Here is a 17921-nt window from a genome sequence, read left to right as displayed (position 1 = left end):
CAGGAGAGATCTCCAACCATCCACCCCACACCTATGCCCAAGGCAAAGCTCGTCTACATCCTCTCGCTGAGAAATGCGGCCGCCGACAAGGCGGGCCAGTTCATCGACTACAAGGGCGAACCCCGCTACATGAAGTCTCCGCTCGAGTACCTCGCGCAGGCACTCGACGGCACGCCGCTGGGCGACGCCTACGCGCTCGAAGGCATCGTCTTCGACGACGACGCGGAGTCGCCGCGCGACCAGGCGGCGCTGGCGGACTACGGCTTTGGCTGGAGCCCCGAGCGGAAGTGGATCTTTCCGCCCGACCTGCGCGCGCAGGGCCGGCTGCTCAGGGAGATGCTGCACCCGGTGCCGTCCTCTTACCGCCGCCTGCCGCTGAACGCGCCCGAGCGCGCGGCGGGCAAGAGCGCCTTCGAGCGCGCGCTGCTCGACAAGCTGCTCACGCTGCGCGCCGATGCGGTCGTGCTCGACGGCCTGTTGGTCATCCTGGACGAGCTGGTGCGGCCCGGCAGCCGCTTCCACCGGAAGATCGTCAACATCCACCCCGGCATCACGCGGCTCGAATCGCCCTTCCAGCGCCGCGGCGCCTGGGCCACGCTCGACGCGCTGCACGGCGCACAGGGTCAGAAGGTGATCGACTGGCAGACCATGGCCAAGGTGCCCACGCCGCCGGTGCTGAAGACCGGCGCCTCGCTGCACTACGTCGACAACGGCATCGATTCGGGCGAAGTCATCTACGACGTGCTCGGCACCGACATCGCACCGGACGACTCGATCCTCGAACTGCGCTGGAACAACTTCAACCGCAGCCTCTTTCCGGCGCTTCACCAGGGCCTGGCCCTGCTCGCCCCTCACCTCTGAGAAGGTGTGAACGAACCCGCCATGTCCGCTCATCCCCAGGAGAAAGACATATGACTACTGCCACCCTCACCCGGCCCACGGCCGCCGCCGACCCGCGCGCGGGCGCACCGCTGATCTCCTACGCCGACGGCGTGGCGCACGAGGTCGCGTTCGACGGACGCGCCTTCATGGTCCGCAACCGGACGACCGGATCGCTGTCGCAATGGAAGCTCGACGATGCCGGTGCCGACAAGGTGCTCGCACAGGTCGAAGGCGACGCCGCCCATGCCACGCCACATGTGCTCGCGGCGCTCGAGGCTTTCTTTGCGCACCATCCTGAACGCAAGGCCGTGACGCTTGCAAACGCGGAACGCTGCGGCGAACTCGCACATGCCGGCGTGCTGCTGCCGGCCGAGGACGGCCGGATGCAGGCCTTCAGCGAGATGCTGTGGCAGCAGCCGGGGCTCTGGCTGCCTGACGTTCACGCACCGATCGCGCAGCAGTTCGCGCTGACAAACGGCAAGTACCACCCGCGCCGTCCGCCCAAGCCGCGCGGCACGCTCTACCAGCGCTTCATTCCGTGGCTCGGCAAGACCTTCTCGTTTCGCAGCATCGACTTCGAGCGCGACCTGTCGATGTTCAACCGCTGGATGAACGACCCCGACGTGGCGAAGATCTGGGAAGAGGAAGGCGACCTCGACAAGCACCGCGCCTACCTCACGGGCATCGACCGCGATCCGCACATGTACTCGATGATCGCGAGCTTCGACGGCGAGCCCTTCGCCTACTTCGAGATGTACTGGGCCAAGGAAAGCCGCATTGCGCCGTTCTACGACGTGCAGGACTACGACCGCGGCTGGCACGTGCTGGTGGGCGATCCCGCGTACCGCGGCAAGGCCTATGCGACGGCGTGGCTCACCTCGATCTCGCACTACATCTTCCTGTGCGATCCGCGCACGCAGCGCGCAGTGGGCGAGCCGCGCATCGACCACGTGCAGCAGATCCGCAACCTCGACAAGTCGGGCTACGCGAAGCTGAAGGAATTCAACCTGCCGCACAAGCGTGCGCAACTCGTCGTGATGCTGCGGGAGCACTACTTCTGCGATGCGCTGTGGTTGCCGCGTGCGCCGCAAGCTGCGGCGCACGCGGCATGAGCGACGCGCAGGCGTGCGGATGAAAAAGATGGGATTTCTGTTGTCGGAACACCACTGGCGCTGAAACATCCATATCAAAATAAGAACCATTCTCATTAAAATCCGCCGTCCCAACCCTCTTTGGAAGTCCTTTTCATGCGCCCTCTTCCCCTGCCCCGGCAGCGCCTGCTGAACGCTTCGCTCGTGGCCGCCTTCGGAACCGCCACTGCGTTCTGGAGCCTTTCCGCCTTGGCACAGGGGCAACAGCAGCCGCCCTCGGCCTCTACCGCTGCGCCGAGCGCGGCAGGCAGCACCTTGCCCGTGGTGACGGTGCGTGACGAGCCCGAAGTGGCGAACGGCCCGGTGCAGGGCTACGTGGCGCGCCGCAGCGCCACGGGCACGAAGACCGACACCCCGCTGATCGAGACGCCGCAGTCCATCTCGGTGATCGGCCGCGAAGAGCTCGACGCACGCGGCGTGCAGAACATCATGGAAGCCGTGCGCTACACCCCGGGCGTGGCCGTCGGCAACTGGGGCTATGACGCCCGCGGCATCGACTGGCTGCTGCTGCGCGGCTTCGACGCCACCAACGCGATGTACCGCGACGGCCTGCGCCTGGCGCCCTACTCGCTGACCGAGCCCTACGGCGTGGAACGCGTCGAAGTGCTGCGCGGCCCGGCCTCGGTGGCCTACGGCCAGTCCGATGCGGGCGGCGTCATCAACCGCGTGAGCAAGATGCCCAGCGCCACGGCCGTGCGCGAAGTCGAAGTGCAGCTCGGCAGCTTCGGCCGCAAGCAGCTGGGCGTCGACCTCGGCGGCGCGATCAGCGACACGCTCACCTACCGGCTCGTGGGCGTGGCCCACGACAGCAACACCCAGGAAAGCTACCCCAACGGCGACGCCGTGAAGGTCAAGCGCGACTACCTGGCCCCCTCGCTGCGCTGGCAGCCCTCGGCCGCCACCTCGTTCACGGTGCTGGCCGAGTTCCTGCAAAGCAAGGCCGGCGACGACACCGGCTACGTGGTCGGCCCCAAGGGCGTGCCCACCTGGGTCAAGGAAGGCGAGCCGCGCTTCAGCTGGATCAAGCAGAAGCAGAACGCGCTCGGCTACATGTTCGAGCACCACTTCAACGACAGCTGGACGGTGCGTCAGAACGTGCGCTTCAACGACTTCGACACCGACAAGACCCACATGCGCACGGCGCTGCAGGCCGACGGCCGCACGCTCCTGCGCACCGCGCGCGCCGACCCCGAGCGCGTCCACCAGCTGACGGCCGACACCAACGTGCAGGGCCGCGTGCGCACCGGCGCCGCCGAGCACACGCTGCTGTTCGGCATCGACTGGATGCGCAACAACTACTCGACGAGCACCCGCACCGGCCCGGCGCCGAGCCTGGACCTGCTGTTCCCGGTGTACGGCCTGCCCGTCGCCGAGCCGACGCGACTTGGCCTGGACACCTCGCAGACCACCGAGCAGCTCGGCGTCTACCTGCAGGACCAGATCAAGATCGCCGACCGCTGGGTCGTCACGCTCAGCGGCCGCCAGGACCACGTCAAGACGAACTCCTTCGATCGCCTGGCCGGCAAAGCCAGCTCGCAAACCGATGACAAGTTCAGCGGCCGAGCGGGCCTGACCTACCTGTTCCCCAACGGCTGGGCGCCCTACGTCAGCTACGGCGAATCGTTCCTGCCGACCAGCGGCGTGGACCTCAACAGCGATCCCTTCCGCCCGAGCCGCGGCAAACAGTGGGAAGCCGGTGTCAAGTTCCAGCCCGAAGGCGCGCGCTCCTTGTTCACGGCCGCCGTGTTCGACCTGCGCAAGTCGAATGTGGTCACCTACGACCAGCAGACCTTCGAAGCCCGCCAGATCGGCCGCATCCGCTCGCGCGGCCTCGAGCTCGAAGGCAAGACCGAGATCGCACGCAACCTGAACCTCACGGCGTCCTACACCTGGCTGGACATGAAGGTGATCCAGAGCGCGGACACCAACGAGCTCGGCAACATGCCGATCCAGGTGCCCAAGCAGACCGCGTCGCTGTGGCTCGACTACACGATGGACAACGGCTGGGGCGTGGGCGGCGGCATGCGCTACATCGGCCGCCGCTACAACAACGTGACCAACACCGATGCCGAAGGCGGCGTCACGCTGCTGGACGCCACCGTGCACTACCGCCAGGGCCCGTGGCGCTTCTCGGTGAGCGCCACCAACCTGGCCAACCGCAAGTACACCGCATCGCGTGCCTACGGCGGCTACTACCCGGGCAACGACCGCGCAGTGGTCGCGAGCGCCAAGTACCAGTTCTGAGATCGGGGGGCCGGCGCAGGCCGGCCTCCGGCCCTGGAACGACACAGGCCAGGTGGCGCCATCGGGCGCCACGTGGCCTGTTCTTTTTCTGGCTTGCGGACCGGCTAGATGCGAACGCCCGCGTCCCTTGCTTCCGTCTCCACCGCTTCGAGTTCGCGTTGCACGGCCGCATGCAACGCACGATCGGCCAGCACCCCCATGTGGTCGCTGCCCGCGATCACTTTGACGCCTTCGGTCCGCGCACCGGGGCTTGCCGCCATCTCCTGCGACATCCACCAGTGCACCGGCGCGGACGCCTCATCGCTCGCCCCATGTGCGATGCCCAGCCGCAGGCAGTTGACGCGGCTCCAGAGCGTGTGCTCCTGCGAGCTCGCCGCCGGTCCGTCGACCGGCAGCGCCGCTCCAAACCCGCGCACCACCTCGCGAAGGAACATGTCGTGCTGCGGGCGCGCCATGCCATCGAGCGTCGCCTGCCAGAGCCCGCGCATGGCCGAGCGCGCCAGCCACTGCTGCAGCGCGGCGTCCAGCGGTGCGCGCTCCGCAGCGTCGAGCGCCGGTGCGCCCGCGAGCGCGGCGCGCATCTGCGGATAGGCCGCGATGTCGACCACGCCAACCCACGCGATGTCGAACAAGCGGTCTCGCAGCAGCCGTGCAACCTCGAGCGCCACGAGCGCACCTACCGACCATCCGAACAGCGCGATGGGCCGCTCCTTCGCCGCTTCGCGCGATGCGATGGCCTGCGCGTAGCGGTCGGCCATCGCCTCCACCGAATCGCCGGCCCACGCCGCTTCGCAGCCGGGCTCGCTGACGACGGCGAGCGCGGGCAGCGCGTCCTGCAGTGCCGCGTACTCGTCGCGCTTCCAGGCGCGTGCGGGAAAGGCGTAGAGCGCGACGGGCACACAGGCCGCCGTTGCGGCTTCATCGAAAACAGGTGACTGCTGCGTCATCAAAGACTTTCCTCCAGGGCGGCCAGGGGCGCGGTGCGGCCCGGGTCGGGATCGGTCCGGCCCGCTGGCAGGCACAGGGCCACGGCCAGGTCGTCAAGCACGGGGTGTTCGAACACATCGCGCAGCCGCATCTTTGCGACGGGCAGGCCTTCGCGGTCGACGCGCGCGTTCCATTGCACGACCAGGCGCGCAGCCAGCAGCGAATCGCCACCCCGCTCGAAGAAGTGCGCGCGCGGCGGCGCGGCAGATGCCGACAACACGCCGTTCCATACCTCGGCCAGCGCCGAGAACGCGCTCGCCGGCAAGGCCCTGCGCGATGCACTCGCCACGGCGTCACGCACCGGCGCGCGCGTCAAGACAGCACGCACAGCCGCTGGCGCTTCCAGCAACGAGGCCACCGTGCGGCCCACGCCTTGCAACAGCGCCTTCACCAGGCCGTCCATCTGCGCCGCCAGCCCGGCCATGCCTTCGGGGTCGAACACGGCGCGTGCATGCTCGAAGCTCAGCCACATCTCCTCGCCCTTGGTTTCGACGATCAGCACCAGCGGCACGCCGAGCGTGCCGCGGCCCGACGAGGCCTGGATGCCGAGGCTCGGCCCCACGCCGCCCGAGATCGCCTCGTCCACCGGGTAGTTCTCGAAGATCACCAGCGTGTCGTACAGCGACTGCCCCGGCATGCCGAGCCAGCCCTGCACGACCGGCAGCGGCGCATGCTCGCGCTGGCGCAGCGCGAGGTTGGCCGAGACGATCTGCCGCAGCCATGCGCCCACGCCCATTGCCCCGTCCGGGCGCAGCATGAGCGGCAGGCTGTTCACGCACAGGCCCACCACGTCGTCGATGCCGCGCATCTCGAACGAGCGCCCTGACATCGTCACGCCGAAGCACACGCCCGCGCGGCCGGTGCGCTGCATCAGCAGCAGCGCCCAGGCGGCCTGCACCAGCGTGTTGAGCGTGACCTGCTCGGCCTGCGCCATGGTGCGCAGCGCGCGCGTGGTGGCGGCATCGAGCACCACGCGGTGGCTGTCGCAGCCGCCCGGCGCCCAGCGCTGCAGCGGCACGCCGCACAGCAGCGTCGGCATGCGGTCGATGTCGGCGTAGCGGTCCTGCCAGTAAGTCTGTTCCTCGTCCTTCGCGTCGCGCCCGCCGCGCACCGCCGCGACGAAATCGGCATACGGTTGCAGCGGCGACGCCACCTTCTGGCCCGCGTACAGCGCAAACAGCTCGCCCATCACACGCGACACGCTCCAGCCGTCGAAGAGGATGTGGTGCCAGGTCCAGGCCAGACGCCAGGCGTTGTCGCTCACGCGCACGGCCACCCAGCGCGCGAGCGGCGGGCGGGCCATGTCGAAGCCGCGCAGGCGCTCTTCCTCGCACAGCGCGTTCCAGGCCTGCTCCAGCGCCGCTTCGTCGCGGTACCGGCCGCGCCAGTCGAGCAGCTGCACCGGCGCGTCGAGATGCCGCAGCACCACCTGCATCGGCTCGCCCTGTGGCAGCCAGTGGAAGCCGGTGCGCAGCGCGGCATGGCGCGCCACCGTCGCTTGCCAGGCCGACTTCAACCGGTCCGGGTCGAGGCCCACCATCTGCACCAGCGTCTGCACGACGTTGATCTCGGTGCCCGGCGCAATGCTGCTTTCGAACAGCATGCCCTGCTGGCCCGGTGCGAGCGGATGGATGTTCTCGATCTGCGTCGCGGCTTCGGGCAGCGCCGCGACCAGCGCGTCGAGCGCCCCGGCCTGCAGCGCCGCGAGCGGAAAGTCGCTGGGCGTCACGCCCTGCGCATCGGCAAGGCCGCTCGTGCAATGCGCGATCAGGGCAAGCAGCTCCTGCCTGAAGCGGTCGACCCACCCCTGCACGCTGGCCGCATCGTGGCGCGCGCGGCTGTACATCACGCGCAGCGCGAGTTCGCCCGCATAGACCTGGCCGTTGACCAGGAACTCGTGGCCCATCGGCGCGCCTTCGTTCACGGTCACGCCCATGCCTTCGGCCGCAGGCATCCACAGCGCGTCCGCATCGAAATCGCCATCGAACTGGCCCAGGTAGTTGAAGACCACCTGCGCATGCGCCGTCATGCCCGCGTCCCCGCGCTGGTGCAGCAGGCCGAAACCCAGCCCCTTGCCCGGAATGCTGCGCAGGCTTTCCTTCACCCGCATGAGCGCCGCGCCGGGCTCGCCCAGCGGTGCGAGCGCCACCGGGAACGCGCTGGTGAACCAGCCCACGGTGCGGGTCAGGTCGATGCCGTCGAACAGGTCCTCGCGGCCGTGGCCCTCGAGGTCGACCAGGATGCTTTCGTGTCCGCTCCATGCGCACAGCGCGCGGCCCAGCGCCGTCAGCAGGATGTCGTTGACCTGCGTGCGGTAGGCCGCAGGCGCGTCCTTGAGCAGCGCCTCGGTCGCGGCCTTGTCCAGTCGCAGCTCCACGCTGGCCTGCTCGGCCGTGGTGGCTGCGCCCTGCGGGCGGTCGCACGGCAGCTGCGTGGGCACGGCGGACAGCGCCTGCCAGTGCGCACGTTCGCGCGCGTCCTGCGCCAGTTGCCCGGCATGGGTCTGCAAGGCCTGCGACCAGTCCTTGTAGCTGCTGGTCTTCTCCGGCAGCACCACGGCCTCGCCGCGCAGCGCCTGCGCACACGCGGTGCCGAGGTCTTCGAGCAGGATGCGCCACGACACGCCGTCCACCGCCAGGTGATGGACCGCGAGCAGCATCCGCTGGCTGCCGTCTTCGACCTCGATTGCCAGCGCGCGCAGCAGTGGGCCGTGCACGATGTCCAGGCTGCGCTGCGCTTCGTCGCACAGCGCATCGATCTGCTGGGCATCGCGGGCCTGTCGCACCCATAGCAGCTCATGGGCCGGGTGGCGCGCGCTCGCGCCGTAGTGCTGCGTCCAGTCGCCCCCGGCATCGCGACCGAAGCGCAGCCTGAAGGCGTCGTGGTGCGCGACCACCGCCTCCCATGCGGTGCGCAGCGCCGCCAGTTCCACCGGCGTGCGCGGCTGCAGCAGCACCGCCTGGTTCCAGTGGCTCGGCACGGGCAGCTTCGCGCCCAGGAAGTCGGCCTGGATGGGCAACAGCGGCACCTCGCCCTCGCGCAGGCTCGCGGGACGCTGCGTTCCGGTCTGCACCGCTTGCGCCACCGTGGCCAGCAACGCCACCGTCTGGCGCTCGAAGAGCTGCCGCGGCGTGATGCGCCAGCCGGCCTTGCGCATGCGCGCCACGATCTGCAGGCTCAGGATCGAATCGCCGCCGAGTTCGAAGAAGTTGTCCTGGCGGCCCACGCGCGCCATGCCCAGCACCTCGACCCAGCTTTGCGCGAGCGCGGCCTCGACCTCGCCCTGCGGCGCCTCGTAGGGCGCATCGGCACCCGCTGCCTCGGGTGCGGGCAGCGCCTTGCGGTCGATCTTGCCGTTGGCATTGAGCGGCAGCTTCTCCAGCACGACGAGGATGCCGGGCACCATGTAGTCGGGCAGCGCCTCGCCCAGCGCCTGCTTGAGACGCGACACGTCGAGTGTCGGGTCCGCGCCGACGTAGCCCACGAGCCGCGCGCCGCCTTGTCCTTCGGCGGCCACCACCACGGCCTGGCGCACGCCGGGCTGCTGCAGCAGCTGCGCCTCGATCTCGCCGAGTTCGATGCGAAAGCCCCGCACCTTCACCTGGTGATCGATGCGGCCGAGGTACTCGAGCTGGCCGTCCTCGCTCCATTGCACGAGGTCACCTGTGCGGTAGAGACGCTGGCCCGGTGCGCCGAAGGGGTCGGCCACGAAGCGCTCGGCCGTCAGGCCGGCACGGTGCAGGTAGCCGCGCGCAAGACCGGCGCCGCCGAGGTACAGCTCGCCGGGCACGCCGCGCGGCACCAGGTTCATCTCGGCATCGAGCACGTGCGCGCTGCGTTCGCCGACCGGGCGGCCGATGGGTGCATAGCCCGGCGCGCAACGCTCGTGCGCGCCCACCTTCCAGAGCATGGGCGTCACCACCGCCTCGGTGGGGCCATAGCCGTTGATCAGGATCTTCGGCCGCAGGTCGCGGCACACCGCTTCGAAGCCGTCGCGCGGCATGGCCTCGCCGCCGAAGGAATAGAGGTGGATCGGCGGGCACTGCCCGCTGTCGCGCGCCTCCTTGGCCAGCTCGCGCAGGTACACCGGTGGAAAACCGGCGTTGGTCACGCCGTGGCGTTGCATCGCGGCCAGCGTCTGCTCGGGCGTCCAGAGCGAATCGTCGCGCACCACCAGGCTGGCACCGCAACCCAGCGCGGTGTGCAGCCGCTCGTGCGCGCCGTCGAAGGCGAACGAGAGAAAGTGCAGCTCGCGCGACTGCGGCCCCATCTCGTAGAGCACGGCCGTGTCGCGGCAGTGCATGTCGAAAGGCCCGTGCATCACGCTCACGCCCTTGGGCTTGCCGGTGGAGCCGGAGGTGTAGATGACATAGGCGAGGCTGTGGTCGTGCAATGGCACGCCGGGGTTGTCGCTGCGCTCGCCCGACAGGTCTTCGCGGTCGACGAGGAGCACGCTGTTCGGGCCCTCGGGTCGCGGCATCCGCCCCGCCAGGGCCTCGCTCGTGAGCAACAGGCCGATGCCGCTGTCCTGCACCATGTAGGCCAGTCGGTCGACCGGGTACTCGGGGTCCATCGGCACGTAGGCACCGCCGGCCTTCAGGACCGCGAGGATGCCCACCACCATCTCGAACGAGCGCCCGAGTGCGATGCCCACGCGCGTCTCGGGCTTCACGCCCAGCGCGATCAGCCGGTGCGCGAGGCGATTGGCGCGCGCGTTGAGCGCGCCGTAGGCCAGTGCCTCATCGCCGAAGATCACAGCCACCGCATCGGGCTGCGCCTGCGCCTGCGCCTCGAAGCGCCGGTGCACGGCGCGCACCTCGTGCGTACCGGCAGGCAAAGGCGCATCGATTGCCTCGAACCCATTCACGCCCCACTGTTGCAGCAGCGCCTTCTCGGCGTCCGGCATCACTTCCAGCGCGCCAATGCGCGTGTCGGGGTTCGCAGCCAGTGCCGTCACCAGCACGCGGACCGATTCGGCCATGAAGCCACAGAGGCGTCGCGCGCCCACCGCGGCAGTGATCTGCGCGCCGATCTCGAAGCCCTCGCCCAGGTCGTCCACCGACATCGCCACCGGGTAGTTGCTGCGCTCGCGGCTGCCGACGATCTCCATCCCCGGCCAGGCCTCGGAGGTCTCCTGCTGGCTCTGCGCCGCGTGGCGGCAGTTCAGCAGCGAGGTGAAGAGCGGCGCACCGCCCGACAGCCCGCTGCAGCGCTGCGCGAGCGACAGGCTCGCGTGCTCGTGATGCAGCAGGCCGCTGAGCGCCGCGTGCGTCTGGCGCAGGCACTCGCCGACGGTCTGCGCGCCCAGCCGGATGCGCAGCGGCAGCGTGTTGATGAAAAGACCCAGTGCGCGCTCGCCGCCCTGCATCCGCCCGAACAGCACGGTGCCGAACACCACGTCGTCCTTGCCCGCGGTGCGCGCGACCACCAAGCCCCAGGCCAGGTGAAACAGCGTCGCAGCGCTCACGCCGTGGCGCTGCGCCTGCTGCCGCAGCTGCGCCGAGAGCGCCGCATCGAGCGGCAACCGCAGCGCCTCGGCATCGAGGCCGTCGCCGCGCACGTCCAGCAGGTTGAAGGGCGCCGTCGTTTCCTGCACGTCGCCCAGCAACTTTCCGAAGAAGGCCTCGTGCTCGGCGCGACTCGCACCCAGGCGCGCCTGCGCCACGAAGTGCCGGAACGGCGCGGGCGCGGGCAGCTCGCTCGCGCGGCCCTGCTGAATCAGCGCGATCTCTTCCACCACCAGCTTCAGCGTCGTGTTGTCGTCCACCATGTGGTGGTTGAAGAGCTGCAGCAACCAGCACCCGCGCACGGCGTCGTGCGCCGCGATGGCGTGGATCATCGGCGCCTGCCGCACATCGATGCGATAGTGCCCGGGGCCCGCGTAGCGGTTCATGCGCTCGGTCGCGCCGAGCGCGGCGGTGTCGCCCTCGGCCGGTGCGACATCGTCGAGCCAGCGAAGACGCACCGGCGCATCGCGCAGCACCACCTGCACCGGCTCGGCCAGCTCTTCCCACAGCACCGCGGTGCGCAGGATGTCGTGCCGCGCGATCACCTGGTTGAAGCTCTCCACGAAGCGTTCGAGCCGCTCGCGGCTGTCGAAGCTCAGCGCGCTCGAGGTGACGTAAGCGTCGCCCTCGGTCTGCAGCAGGTGGTGAAAGAGCATGCCCTCCTGCAGCGACACCAGCGGATAGATGTCCTGGATGTTGGCTGCACCGCCGGGTACGGCGGCCTCGATGCGCCGGATCTGCGCTGCATCGAGCGCCATCAGCGTCACCATCGCGGGCTCGATCGCCTCGCAGCCTTCCGGAATGCCGTTGGGCGGCACCACCACCTCGCGCCGCGCCTGCTGCTGCTCCTGCTCGACCGCCTGCGCGAAGCGCGCGAGCTGCGGCCACTGGAACAGCGTGCGCACCTGCACCGCCCAGCCGCGCGCACGGATGCGCTCGAGCAGGCCGAGCGCCATCAGCGAATGACCGCCGAGCTCGAAGAAGTTGTCGTTGCGCCCCACGCGCGCCACGCCGAGCACTTCGGCCCAGATGGCGGCGAGCACCTGCTCTGTCTCGCCCTGCGGCGCCTCGTAGGCTGCGCTCGCGGCGAATGCGGGCTCGGGCAGCGCCTTGCGATCGACCTTGCCGTTGGCGTTGAGCGGCATCGCCTCCAGCGCCACGACGACGCTGGGCACCATGTAGTCGGGCAACTGCCGGCCCAGTTGCTCGCGCAGCCGCGCGGGTTCCAGGGCCTGGCCGGCCTTGGCCGACACATAGGCAGCCAGCCAGGTGCCGCCCGCGCTGTCCTTGGCGACCACTACCGCCTCGCGCACCTCAGGCTGTGCGAGCAGTTGCGCTTCGATCTCGCCCAGCTCGATGCGAAAGCCCCGCACCTTCACCTGGTGATCGATGCGGCCCAGGTACTCCAGCTGCCCCTTCTCGTTCCAGCGCGCCAGGTCGCCGGTGCGGTAGAGCCGCCCGCCACCCTGCGTGTCGAAGGGATCGGCAATGAAGCGCTCGGCGCTCAGGCCGGGCCGCCCGAGGTAGCCGCGCGCCAGGCCTTCGCCCGCCACGTAGAGCTCGCCCGGCACGCCGATGGGCGCCGCGTTGAGTTCGCCGTCCAGCACGCGCAGGCCCAGGTCGGGAATCGGCACCCCGATCGGGCTGCGTCCGCCCTCCAGGTCCTGCCGCGTGATCGGCCGGTAGGTCACGTGCACCGTCGTCTCGGTGATGCCGTACATGTTGATGAGCCGCGGCTGCGCGTCGCCGAAGCGCTCCATCCACGAGCGCAGCGTCTCGGGCTCCAGCGCCTCGCCGCCGAAGATCACGCAGCGCAGCGCCAGGCCTGCCTCGGCGAGTCCCGGCAAGCGCGTGAGCTGCCCGAAGGCCGAGGGCGTCTGGTTGAGCACCGTCACGCGCTCGCGCCCGAGCAGCGCAAGGAAGTCTTCCGGCGAGCGGCTGACCCAGTACGGCACCACCACCAGCTTGCCGCCGGTGCACAGCGCACCGAAGATTTCCCACACCGAGAAGTCGAAGGCGTAGGAGTGGAAGAGCGTCCAGACGTCGTGCGGCCCGAAGCTGAACCAGGCATCCGTCGCAGCCAGGAGTCGCGTCACGTTGCGGTGGCACAGCTGCGCGCCCTTGGGCCGGCCGGTGGAGCCCGAGGTGTAGATCACATAGGCCAGGTTCTCCAGGCCCACTTCGATGTCAGGATTGCTTGCAGGCTCGCCCGACAGGTCGAGCGTGTCGAGTTCGAGCATCGTCACGCTGCCGGGTGCCGGAACCTTATCGCGCACCGCCTGCTGCGTGAGCACCAGCGCTGTGCCGCTGTCCTCGATCATGTAGGCCAGCCGGTCGCGCGGATAGTCGGGGTCCAGCGGCAGGTAAGCCGCACCGGCTTTCAAGATCGCGAGCAGGCCGACCACCGTGTCGGCCGAGCGCTCCACCGCGATGCCGACCAGCGTCTCCGGCTTCACGCCGCGCGCCAGCAGATGGTGCGCGAGACGGTTGGCGCGTGCATTCAGTTCGCCGTAGCTCAGCACCTGCTCGCCGAAGGCCAGCGCGGCCGCGTCGGGCCGCTCGGCCGCCTGGCGCTCGAAGAGGCGGTGAATGGGCACTACCGCCTGATGCGCGCGCGCCTCGCCTTCCCATTGCGCGAGCCGCTGGCGATCGGCCGCATCAGTCAGCGCGAAGCTGCCGGCCGGACGCTCGGCGTCGGCCGCCATGTGCCGCAGCACCTCGAGGTAGGCGCCCACCATCCGCTCGATGGAGGCCTGGTCGTAGAGTGCCGTGTTGTATTCGAGCCGGCCACGCACCTGCGCGCCGGTGAGGGTGAGGTCCAGAGACAGCTCGAACTTCGCGCTGCGATCCGGCGCCGGCAACTGCTCGACCTGCAGGCCCTCGAAGCGGGGGCCGGTCGTGCCGTCTTCCATCTGCAGGCCGAACATGACCTGGAACAGCGGTGTGCGGCCCGGCTCGCGCCGGTCGGTGCGGCTCGCGAGCAGCACGTCGAAAGGCAGGTCCGCATGGTCGAGCGCGGCCAGCACGTCGCCGCGCATCTGCCGGCAGATGTCGCGCAGCGACATCCGCGGCGTGAGCCGTGCGCGGAAGACCTGGGTCGTGACGAAGAAGCCGAGCAGCCCGTGCAGCTCCTCGCGGTGCCGGCCCGCCGAAGGCACGCCCACTGCGAAATCGTACTGGCCGCTGTAGCGCGCCAGCAGCACCTGCCACGCGGCGAACAGCACCACGAAGGGCGTGCTGCGCTCGGCGCGGCAGAGCTTCAGCAGCGCCTCGCACAGCGGCGCCTCGAGCGCGAAGTGCGTGGCTGCGCCATCGAAACCCAGCTGCTCGGGGCGGGCGTGGTCGGTCGGAAGCTCGAGCGCGGGCACGTCGGGGCCCAGGTGCGCGTTCCAGTGGTCCAGGTCGCGCTGCATCGCGCCCGACGCCGCACGCTCGCGCTGCCAGCGCGCGTAGTCCGCGTACTGCAGCGGCAGCGCGGGCAGGTGCACCGCGCCGGGCGCGCGCAGCGCGGCGGCATAGGCATCGGCCAGGTCCTTGGCAAGAATCGGGTTCGACCACGCATCGGAGACGATGTGGTGCAGGCAGAGAGCCAGCACATGCTCGTCATCGCCGAGTTGCACCAGTCGCGCCACCAGCGCCGGCGCCACGCCCAGGTCGAAGACGTGCGAGACGGTGCGGCGCACGACGTCATCGAGCTTTTCCTCGCGCAATGCGAGCGCCTCGCCGCGCAGATCGATGCGCTCGATGCCGAAGGCGGCCTCCGTCTGCACCGTCTGCAGCGCCGCACCCTCGCGACTGAAGAAGCGCGTGCGCAGCACCGCATGGCGTTCGACCAGCGCCTGGAACGCGCGCTCCAGCACGTCGGCGTCCAGCGGACCCTTCAGGCGGAACACCCGCGGCAGGTTGTAGGCCGTGAGCTGCGGCTCCAGGTTCTGCAGGAACCAGAGCTGCTGCTGCGCGAAGGACATCGCCACCGCCTCCCCGGGCACCGTGCATGCGGCAATGGCTTCGGGGTCCGCGTCCTTCGGCATCTTCGTCGTCTCGTTCATCAAGCGTTTCCGTTCAAGAGGGTGTGGCCTCGGCCTCGAGGCGCCAGGCATCGGCGAGCTGCTCGGTCTGCGCAGGGTCGGCGCTTGCGGCGCGCACCGCACGCGCCAGCGTCGTGACGCTGGGGTGGTCGAACACCAGCCCCGGTGCGATCTCCACGCGCAGCAGCCGGCGGATGCGCGCGGCCAGCTTGATCACCAGCAACGAATGCGCGCCGAGTTCGAAGAAGTCGTCGTCGACGCCAATGGATGCGCGACCGAGCAGCCCGGCCATGGCGGCCGCCAGCAGGTGCTCAAGCGCATCGCGCGGCGCCTGCGGGCCTTCCTGCGATGCGGCGGGCGCGGTCGACGAGGGCATGGCAGTCGCCAGCGCGAGGCGGTCGACCTTGCCGTTCGCCAGGCGCGGGAAAGCCTCGACCTCGACGCAGCGCGAAGGCACCATGTGCGCCGGCAGCAGCGCGGCCAGGCGTTCGCGCAGCCCGCCCACCTTGTCCGCATCGCCGACCACGCAGGCCACGAGTTCCACCCCGCCGGCCGGCACCGCCACGGGCAACACCACGGCCTGGCGCACGCCCTCCTGCGCGAGCAGCACCGCCTCGATCTCGCCCGGCTCGACGCGAAAGCCCCGCACCTTGAGCTGGTGGTCCACACGCCCCGCGATACGCACCGCACCGTCGGGCAACACACAGGCCAGGTCGCCGGTGCGGTAGAGCCGCTCGCCCGGCGTGAAGGGATCGTCGATGAAAGCGTCAGCCCCCACGCCGCCGAGGTAGCCGCGGCACAGCTGCGCACCGCCGATGTACAGCTCGCCCGGCGCACCCGTGGGCGCCAACCGCAACGCAGGGTCAAGCACGCGCACGCGGTTGTTGGCCAGCACCTGCGACAGCGGCAGTTGATCGGGGAAGGCGGTGCCGGCTACCAGCCGGTGCACCATCACGCCGACCGTGGTCTCGGTCGGGCCGTAGTGGTTGTAGACCGTGCAAGCTGGCGCCACGCGCGCGATGCGTGCCAGCAGCGAGCGCGATGCGGACTCGCCGCCGAGCACCAGCAACCGCGGCAGCACCGGCGCCTCGGCCTCGAGCAGCGCCTCGAGGTGCGAGGGCACGATCTTGAGCGCGTCGATGCGACGCTCGCCCATGAAGCGGGTGAAGGCGACGGCGTCCTTCGTCGCCTCGGCGCCGGCGACCACCAGGCACGCGCCGTTGAAGAAGGCACCGAACAGCGCCGTGTTGCCCAGGTCGGCCGCCACGGTGCTGGTGAGCGCCCAACGGCGGTAGCCGTCGAGCTGCATCGCCGAAGAGACGGCCGCCACGTAGTTGAGCAGTTGCGCCTGCTCGATCACCACGCCCTTGGGCTTGCCGGTGGATCCGGAGGTGTAAAGCACATAGGCCAGATCCTGCGGACCGCCCGGCACGTCGGGCGCCGAGGCGTCGAACGCCGACAGGTCGATGCCACCGGCCACGGCCACGCGCCATGCCGATGCCTCGGCGCCCTGCACAGGCTCGGCCTGAAGAAGCAACGCGGGCTTCGCATCGGCCAGCACCGCAGCGCGGCGTGCCGCGGGCCATTCGGCCTCGAGCGGCAGGTAGCCCGCGCCCGCGCGCCAGGCCGCGAGCATCGCGACCAGCAGGTCGAGCGACCGTGGCAGCGCGAGCGCGACCAGCGCACCGCGCTGCACACCCTGCGTCTGCATCCAGCGCGCCATGCGGTTGATGCGGACGTGGAGTGCGGCGTAGCTCAGGCCCTGGTCGCCGTCCTCGATGGCGGGCGCGTCCGGCGTCGCTTGCGCCCAGTGCGCGATGCGTTCGGCGATGCCTTGCGTTCCCACGTCCAGCGGCGCGCCTTCGAGCGCGAGCAGGGCCTTGCGCTCTTCGTCGTCGACGAGCATCAGGTCCTGCACCGGCGTCGCGGGGCTGTCGGCCACGGCCCACAGCAGGGCAAAGAGTTGCTGCAGCAGGCATTCCAGCGCAGGCGTGGCATAGCGGCCTTCGTCGGCATGCAGCGCGAACACCGCCTGCTGCGTCGACCATTCGACCTCGAGCGCGAGTTCGAAACACGGCAGCGGTCCGGGGCGCTGCGCCACCTGCCACGACGCAGGCAGATCGTCCGCCGCGCGCAACGCGAAGCCGACGGCAAGATGCGCCGCATCGGCCGTCGCATCAAGCACGCCGTATTCCTGCGCCTCGACGTGCGTGCGGGCCTGCGCCGCGAAGCGAACCAGCCAACCGGAAAACGCCTCCTCGGCACCGATCTCCACGCGCAGCGGCAGCACCTTCTCGTAGACGCCGACGGCGCCCTGCATCACCTCGTAGTCGCGGCGGCAGTCGTGCTGCCAGCCCCCGGCGAAGCGCGCGAAACCCGTGAGCCGCGCGAGCAACACCCACCATGCGGCTTGCAGCAACTCGGGCACCTGCACGCCCTGCGATTCAGCCAGTGTGTCCAGGCGCGACAGCAGCGTGGCATCGAGCGTGCGCTCGACGATGCGGCGCGCAGAAGCGGTTGCATCGCCCTGCCGCGATGCAAGGCGCGGCGCGGCAAGCGCTTCGCCGCCGGCCAGGTAACCCGCCCAGTAGGCGCGGCCCTTCACCGCGTCTTCTTCGTCGTCGTGCGCGAGCGCATCGCGCCACGCTGCGAACTGGGTGTACTGGAACGGCTCGGCATCGGCCGCACCCGCGTGGCCATAGGCCTCGGCCATGCGCGCGACCAGCGTCGCAAGGCTGGCCGCATCGGCGGCCAACGGATGGGCGGACAGCGTCAACCGGTGGTGCAATGCATCGACACGGTCCAGGCCGAGGCGCACCACGCCGCCTTCTTGCGGCTGCATCGGCGCCTCGGCCTGCGCATGGCTCGCGGGTAGCGTGGCCCGCGGCTGCTGCCGCCATGCGAACGGTTCGGCCGCCTCGCGCACGGCCAGCCGCAACGCCTCGTGCGCCTGCAGCACCTCGGTCGCCACGCTGCGCAGGCGCGCTTCGTCCAGCGCGCCCTCAATCGCCACCGACAGCGCGAGCGGCTGCAGCGCGGCGCCGCGGTGCATGGCGAGCACGGCGCGCTGCTCGGGGCTCAGCGGCAGCGCCGCCTCGAAATTCTCGAACCGGTCTTCCATG

Annotated in this window: 6 protein-coding genes; 3 read left to right on the top strand and 3 right to left on the bottom strand. The window is 70.1% G+C overall.

Annotation, left to right across the window (positions count from 1 at the left end):
• Positions 1-33: 33 nt before the first annotated feature.
• From CY658_RS06840 to CY658_RS06830, 3 genes are all read left to right on the top strand, one after another.
• Positions 34-861: a formyltransferase family protein gene (locus CY658_RS06840; RefSeq protein WP_101489418.1), complete on the top strand. Its 828-nt coding sequence runs from the start codon at positions 34-36 to the stop codon at positions 859-861.
• Between the two features lie 50 nt (positions 862-911).
• Positions 912-1994: a GNAT family N-acetyltransferase gene (locus CY658_RS06835; protein WP_101489417.1), complete on the top strand. Its 1083-nt coding sequence runs from the start codon at positions 912-914 to the stop codon at positions 1992-1994.
• Between the two features lie 135 nt (positions 1995-2129).
• Complete coding sequence (locus tag CY658_RS06830) at positions 2130-4277, top strand: TonB-dependent siderophore receptor (RefSeq protein WP_101489416.1); 2148 nt, start codon at positions 2130-2132, stop codon at positions 4275-4277.
• Between the two features lie 104 nt (positions 4278-4381).
• Here CY658_RS06830 and CY658_RS06825 read toward each other — a convergent pair whose 3' ends face one another.
• From CY658_RS06825 to CY658_RS06815, 3 genes are read right to left on the bottom strand one after another with little or no spacing between them, the layout of a single operon-like run.
• A complete protein-coding gene (locus CY658_RS06825; RefSeq protein WP_101489415.1) occupies positions 4382-5224 on the bottom strand; it encodes a thioesterase domain-containing protein in 843 nt (280 codons plus the stop codon).
• On the bottom strand, positions 5224-14820 hold the full coding sequence (locus tag CY658_RS06820; RefSeq protein ID WP_180838880.1) for a non-ribosomal peptide synthetase: 9597 nt from the start codon (positions 14818-14820) through the stop codon (positions 5224-5226). The genes CY658_RS06825 and CY658_RS06820 overlap by 1 nt, the downstream gene beginning before the upstream one ends.
• A 13-nt stretch (positions 14821-14833) precedes the next feature.
• Complete coding sequence (locus CY658_RS06815) at positions 14834-17920, bottom strand: non-ribosomal peptide synthetase (protein WP_101489413.1); 3087 nt, start codon at positions 17918-17920, stop codon at positions 14834-14836.
• Position 17921 lies beyond the last annotated feature (1 nt).

The sequence above is a fragment of the Variovorax sp. RO1 genome, assembly GCF_002849325.1.
Classification (GTDB): Bacteria; Pseudomonadota; Gammaproteobacteria; order Burkholderiales; family Burkholderiaceae_C; genus Variovorax.
The sequence above is the reverse complement of the archived record's forward strand: the minus strand, read 5'-3'. Positions and strand labels throughout refer to the sequence as shown.

Coding starts and splice junctions, on each gene's coding strand:
- CY658_RS06835 (WP_101489417.1), top strand. CDS start 912: ATGACTACTGCCACCCTCACCCGGCCCACGGCCGCCGCCGACCCGCGC.
- CY658_RS06820 (WP_180838880.1), bottom strand. CDS start 14,820: ATGAACGAGACGACGAAGATGCCGAAGGACGCGGACCCCGAAGCCATT.
- CY658_RS06840 (WP_101489418.1), top strand. CDS start 34: ATGCCCAAGGCAAAGCTCGTCTACATCCTCTCGCTGAGAAATGCGGCC.
- CY658_RS06825 (WP_101489415.1), bottom strand. CDS start 5,224: ATGACGCAGCAGTCACCTGTTTTCGATGAAGCCGCAACGGCGGCCTGT.
- CY658_RS06815 (WP_101489413.1), bottom strand. CDS start 17,920: ATGGAAGACCGGTTCGAGAATTTCGAGGCGGCGCTGCCGCTGAGCCCC.
- CY658_RS06830 (WP_101489416.1), top strand. CDS start 2,130: ATGCGCCCTCTTCCCCTGCCCCGGCAGCGCCTGCTGAACGCTTCGCTC.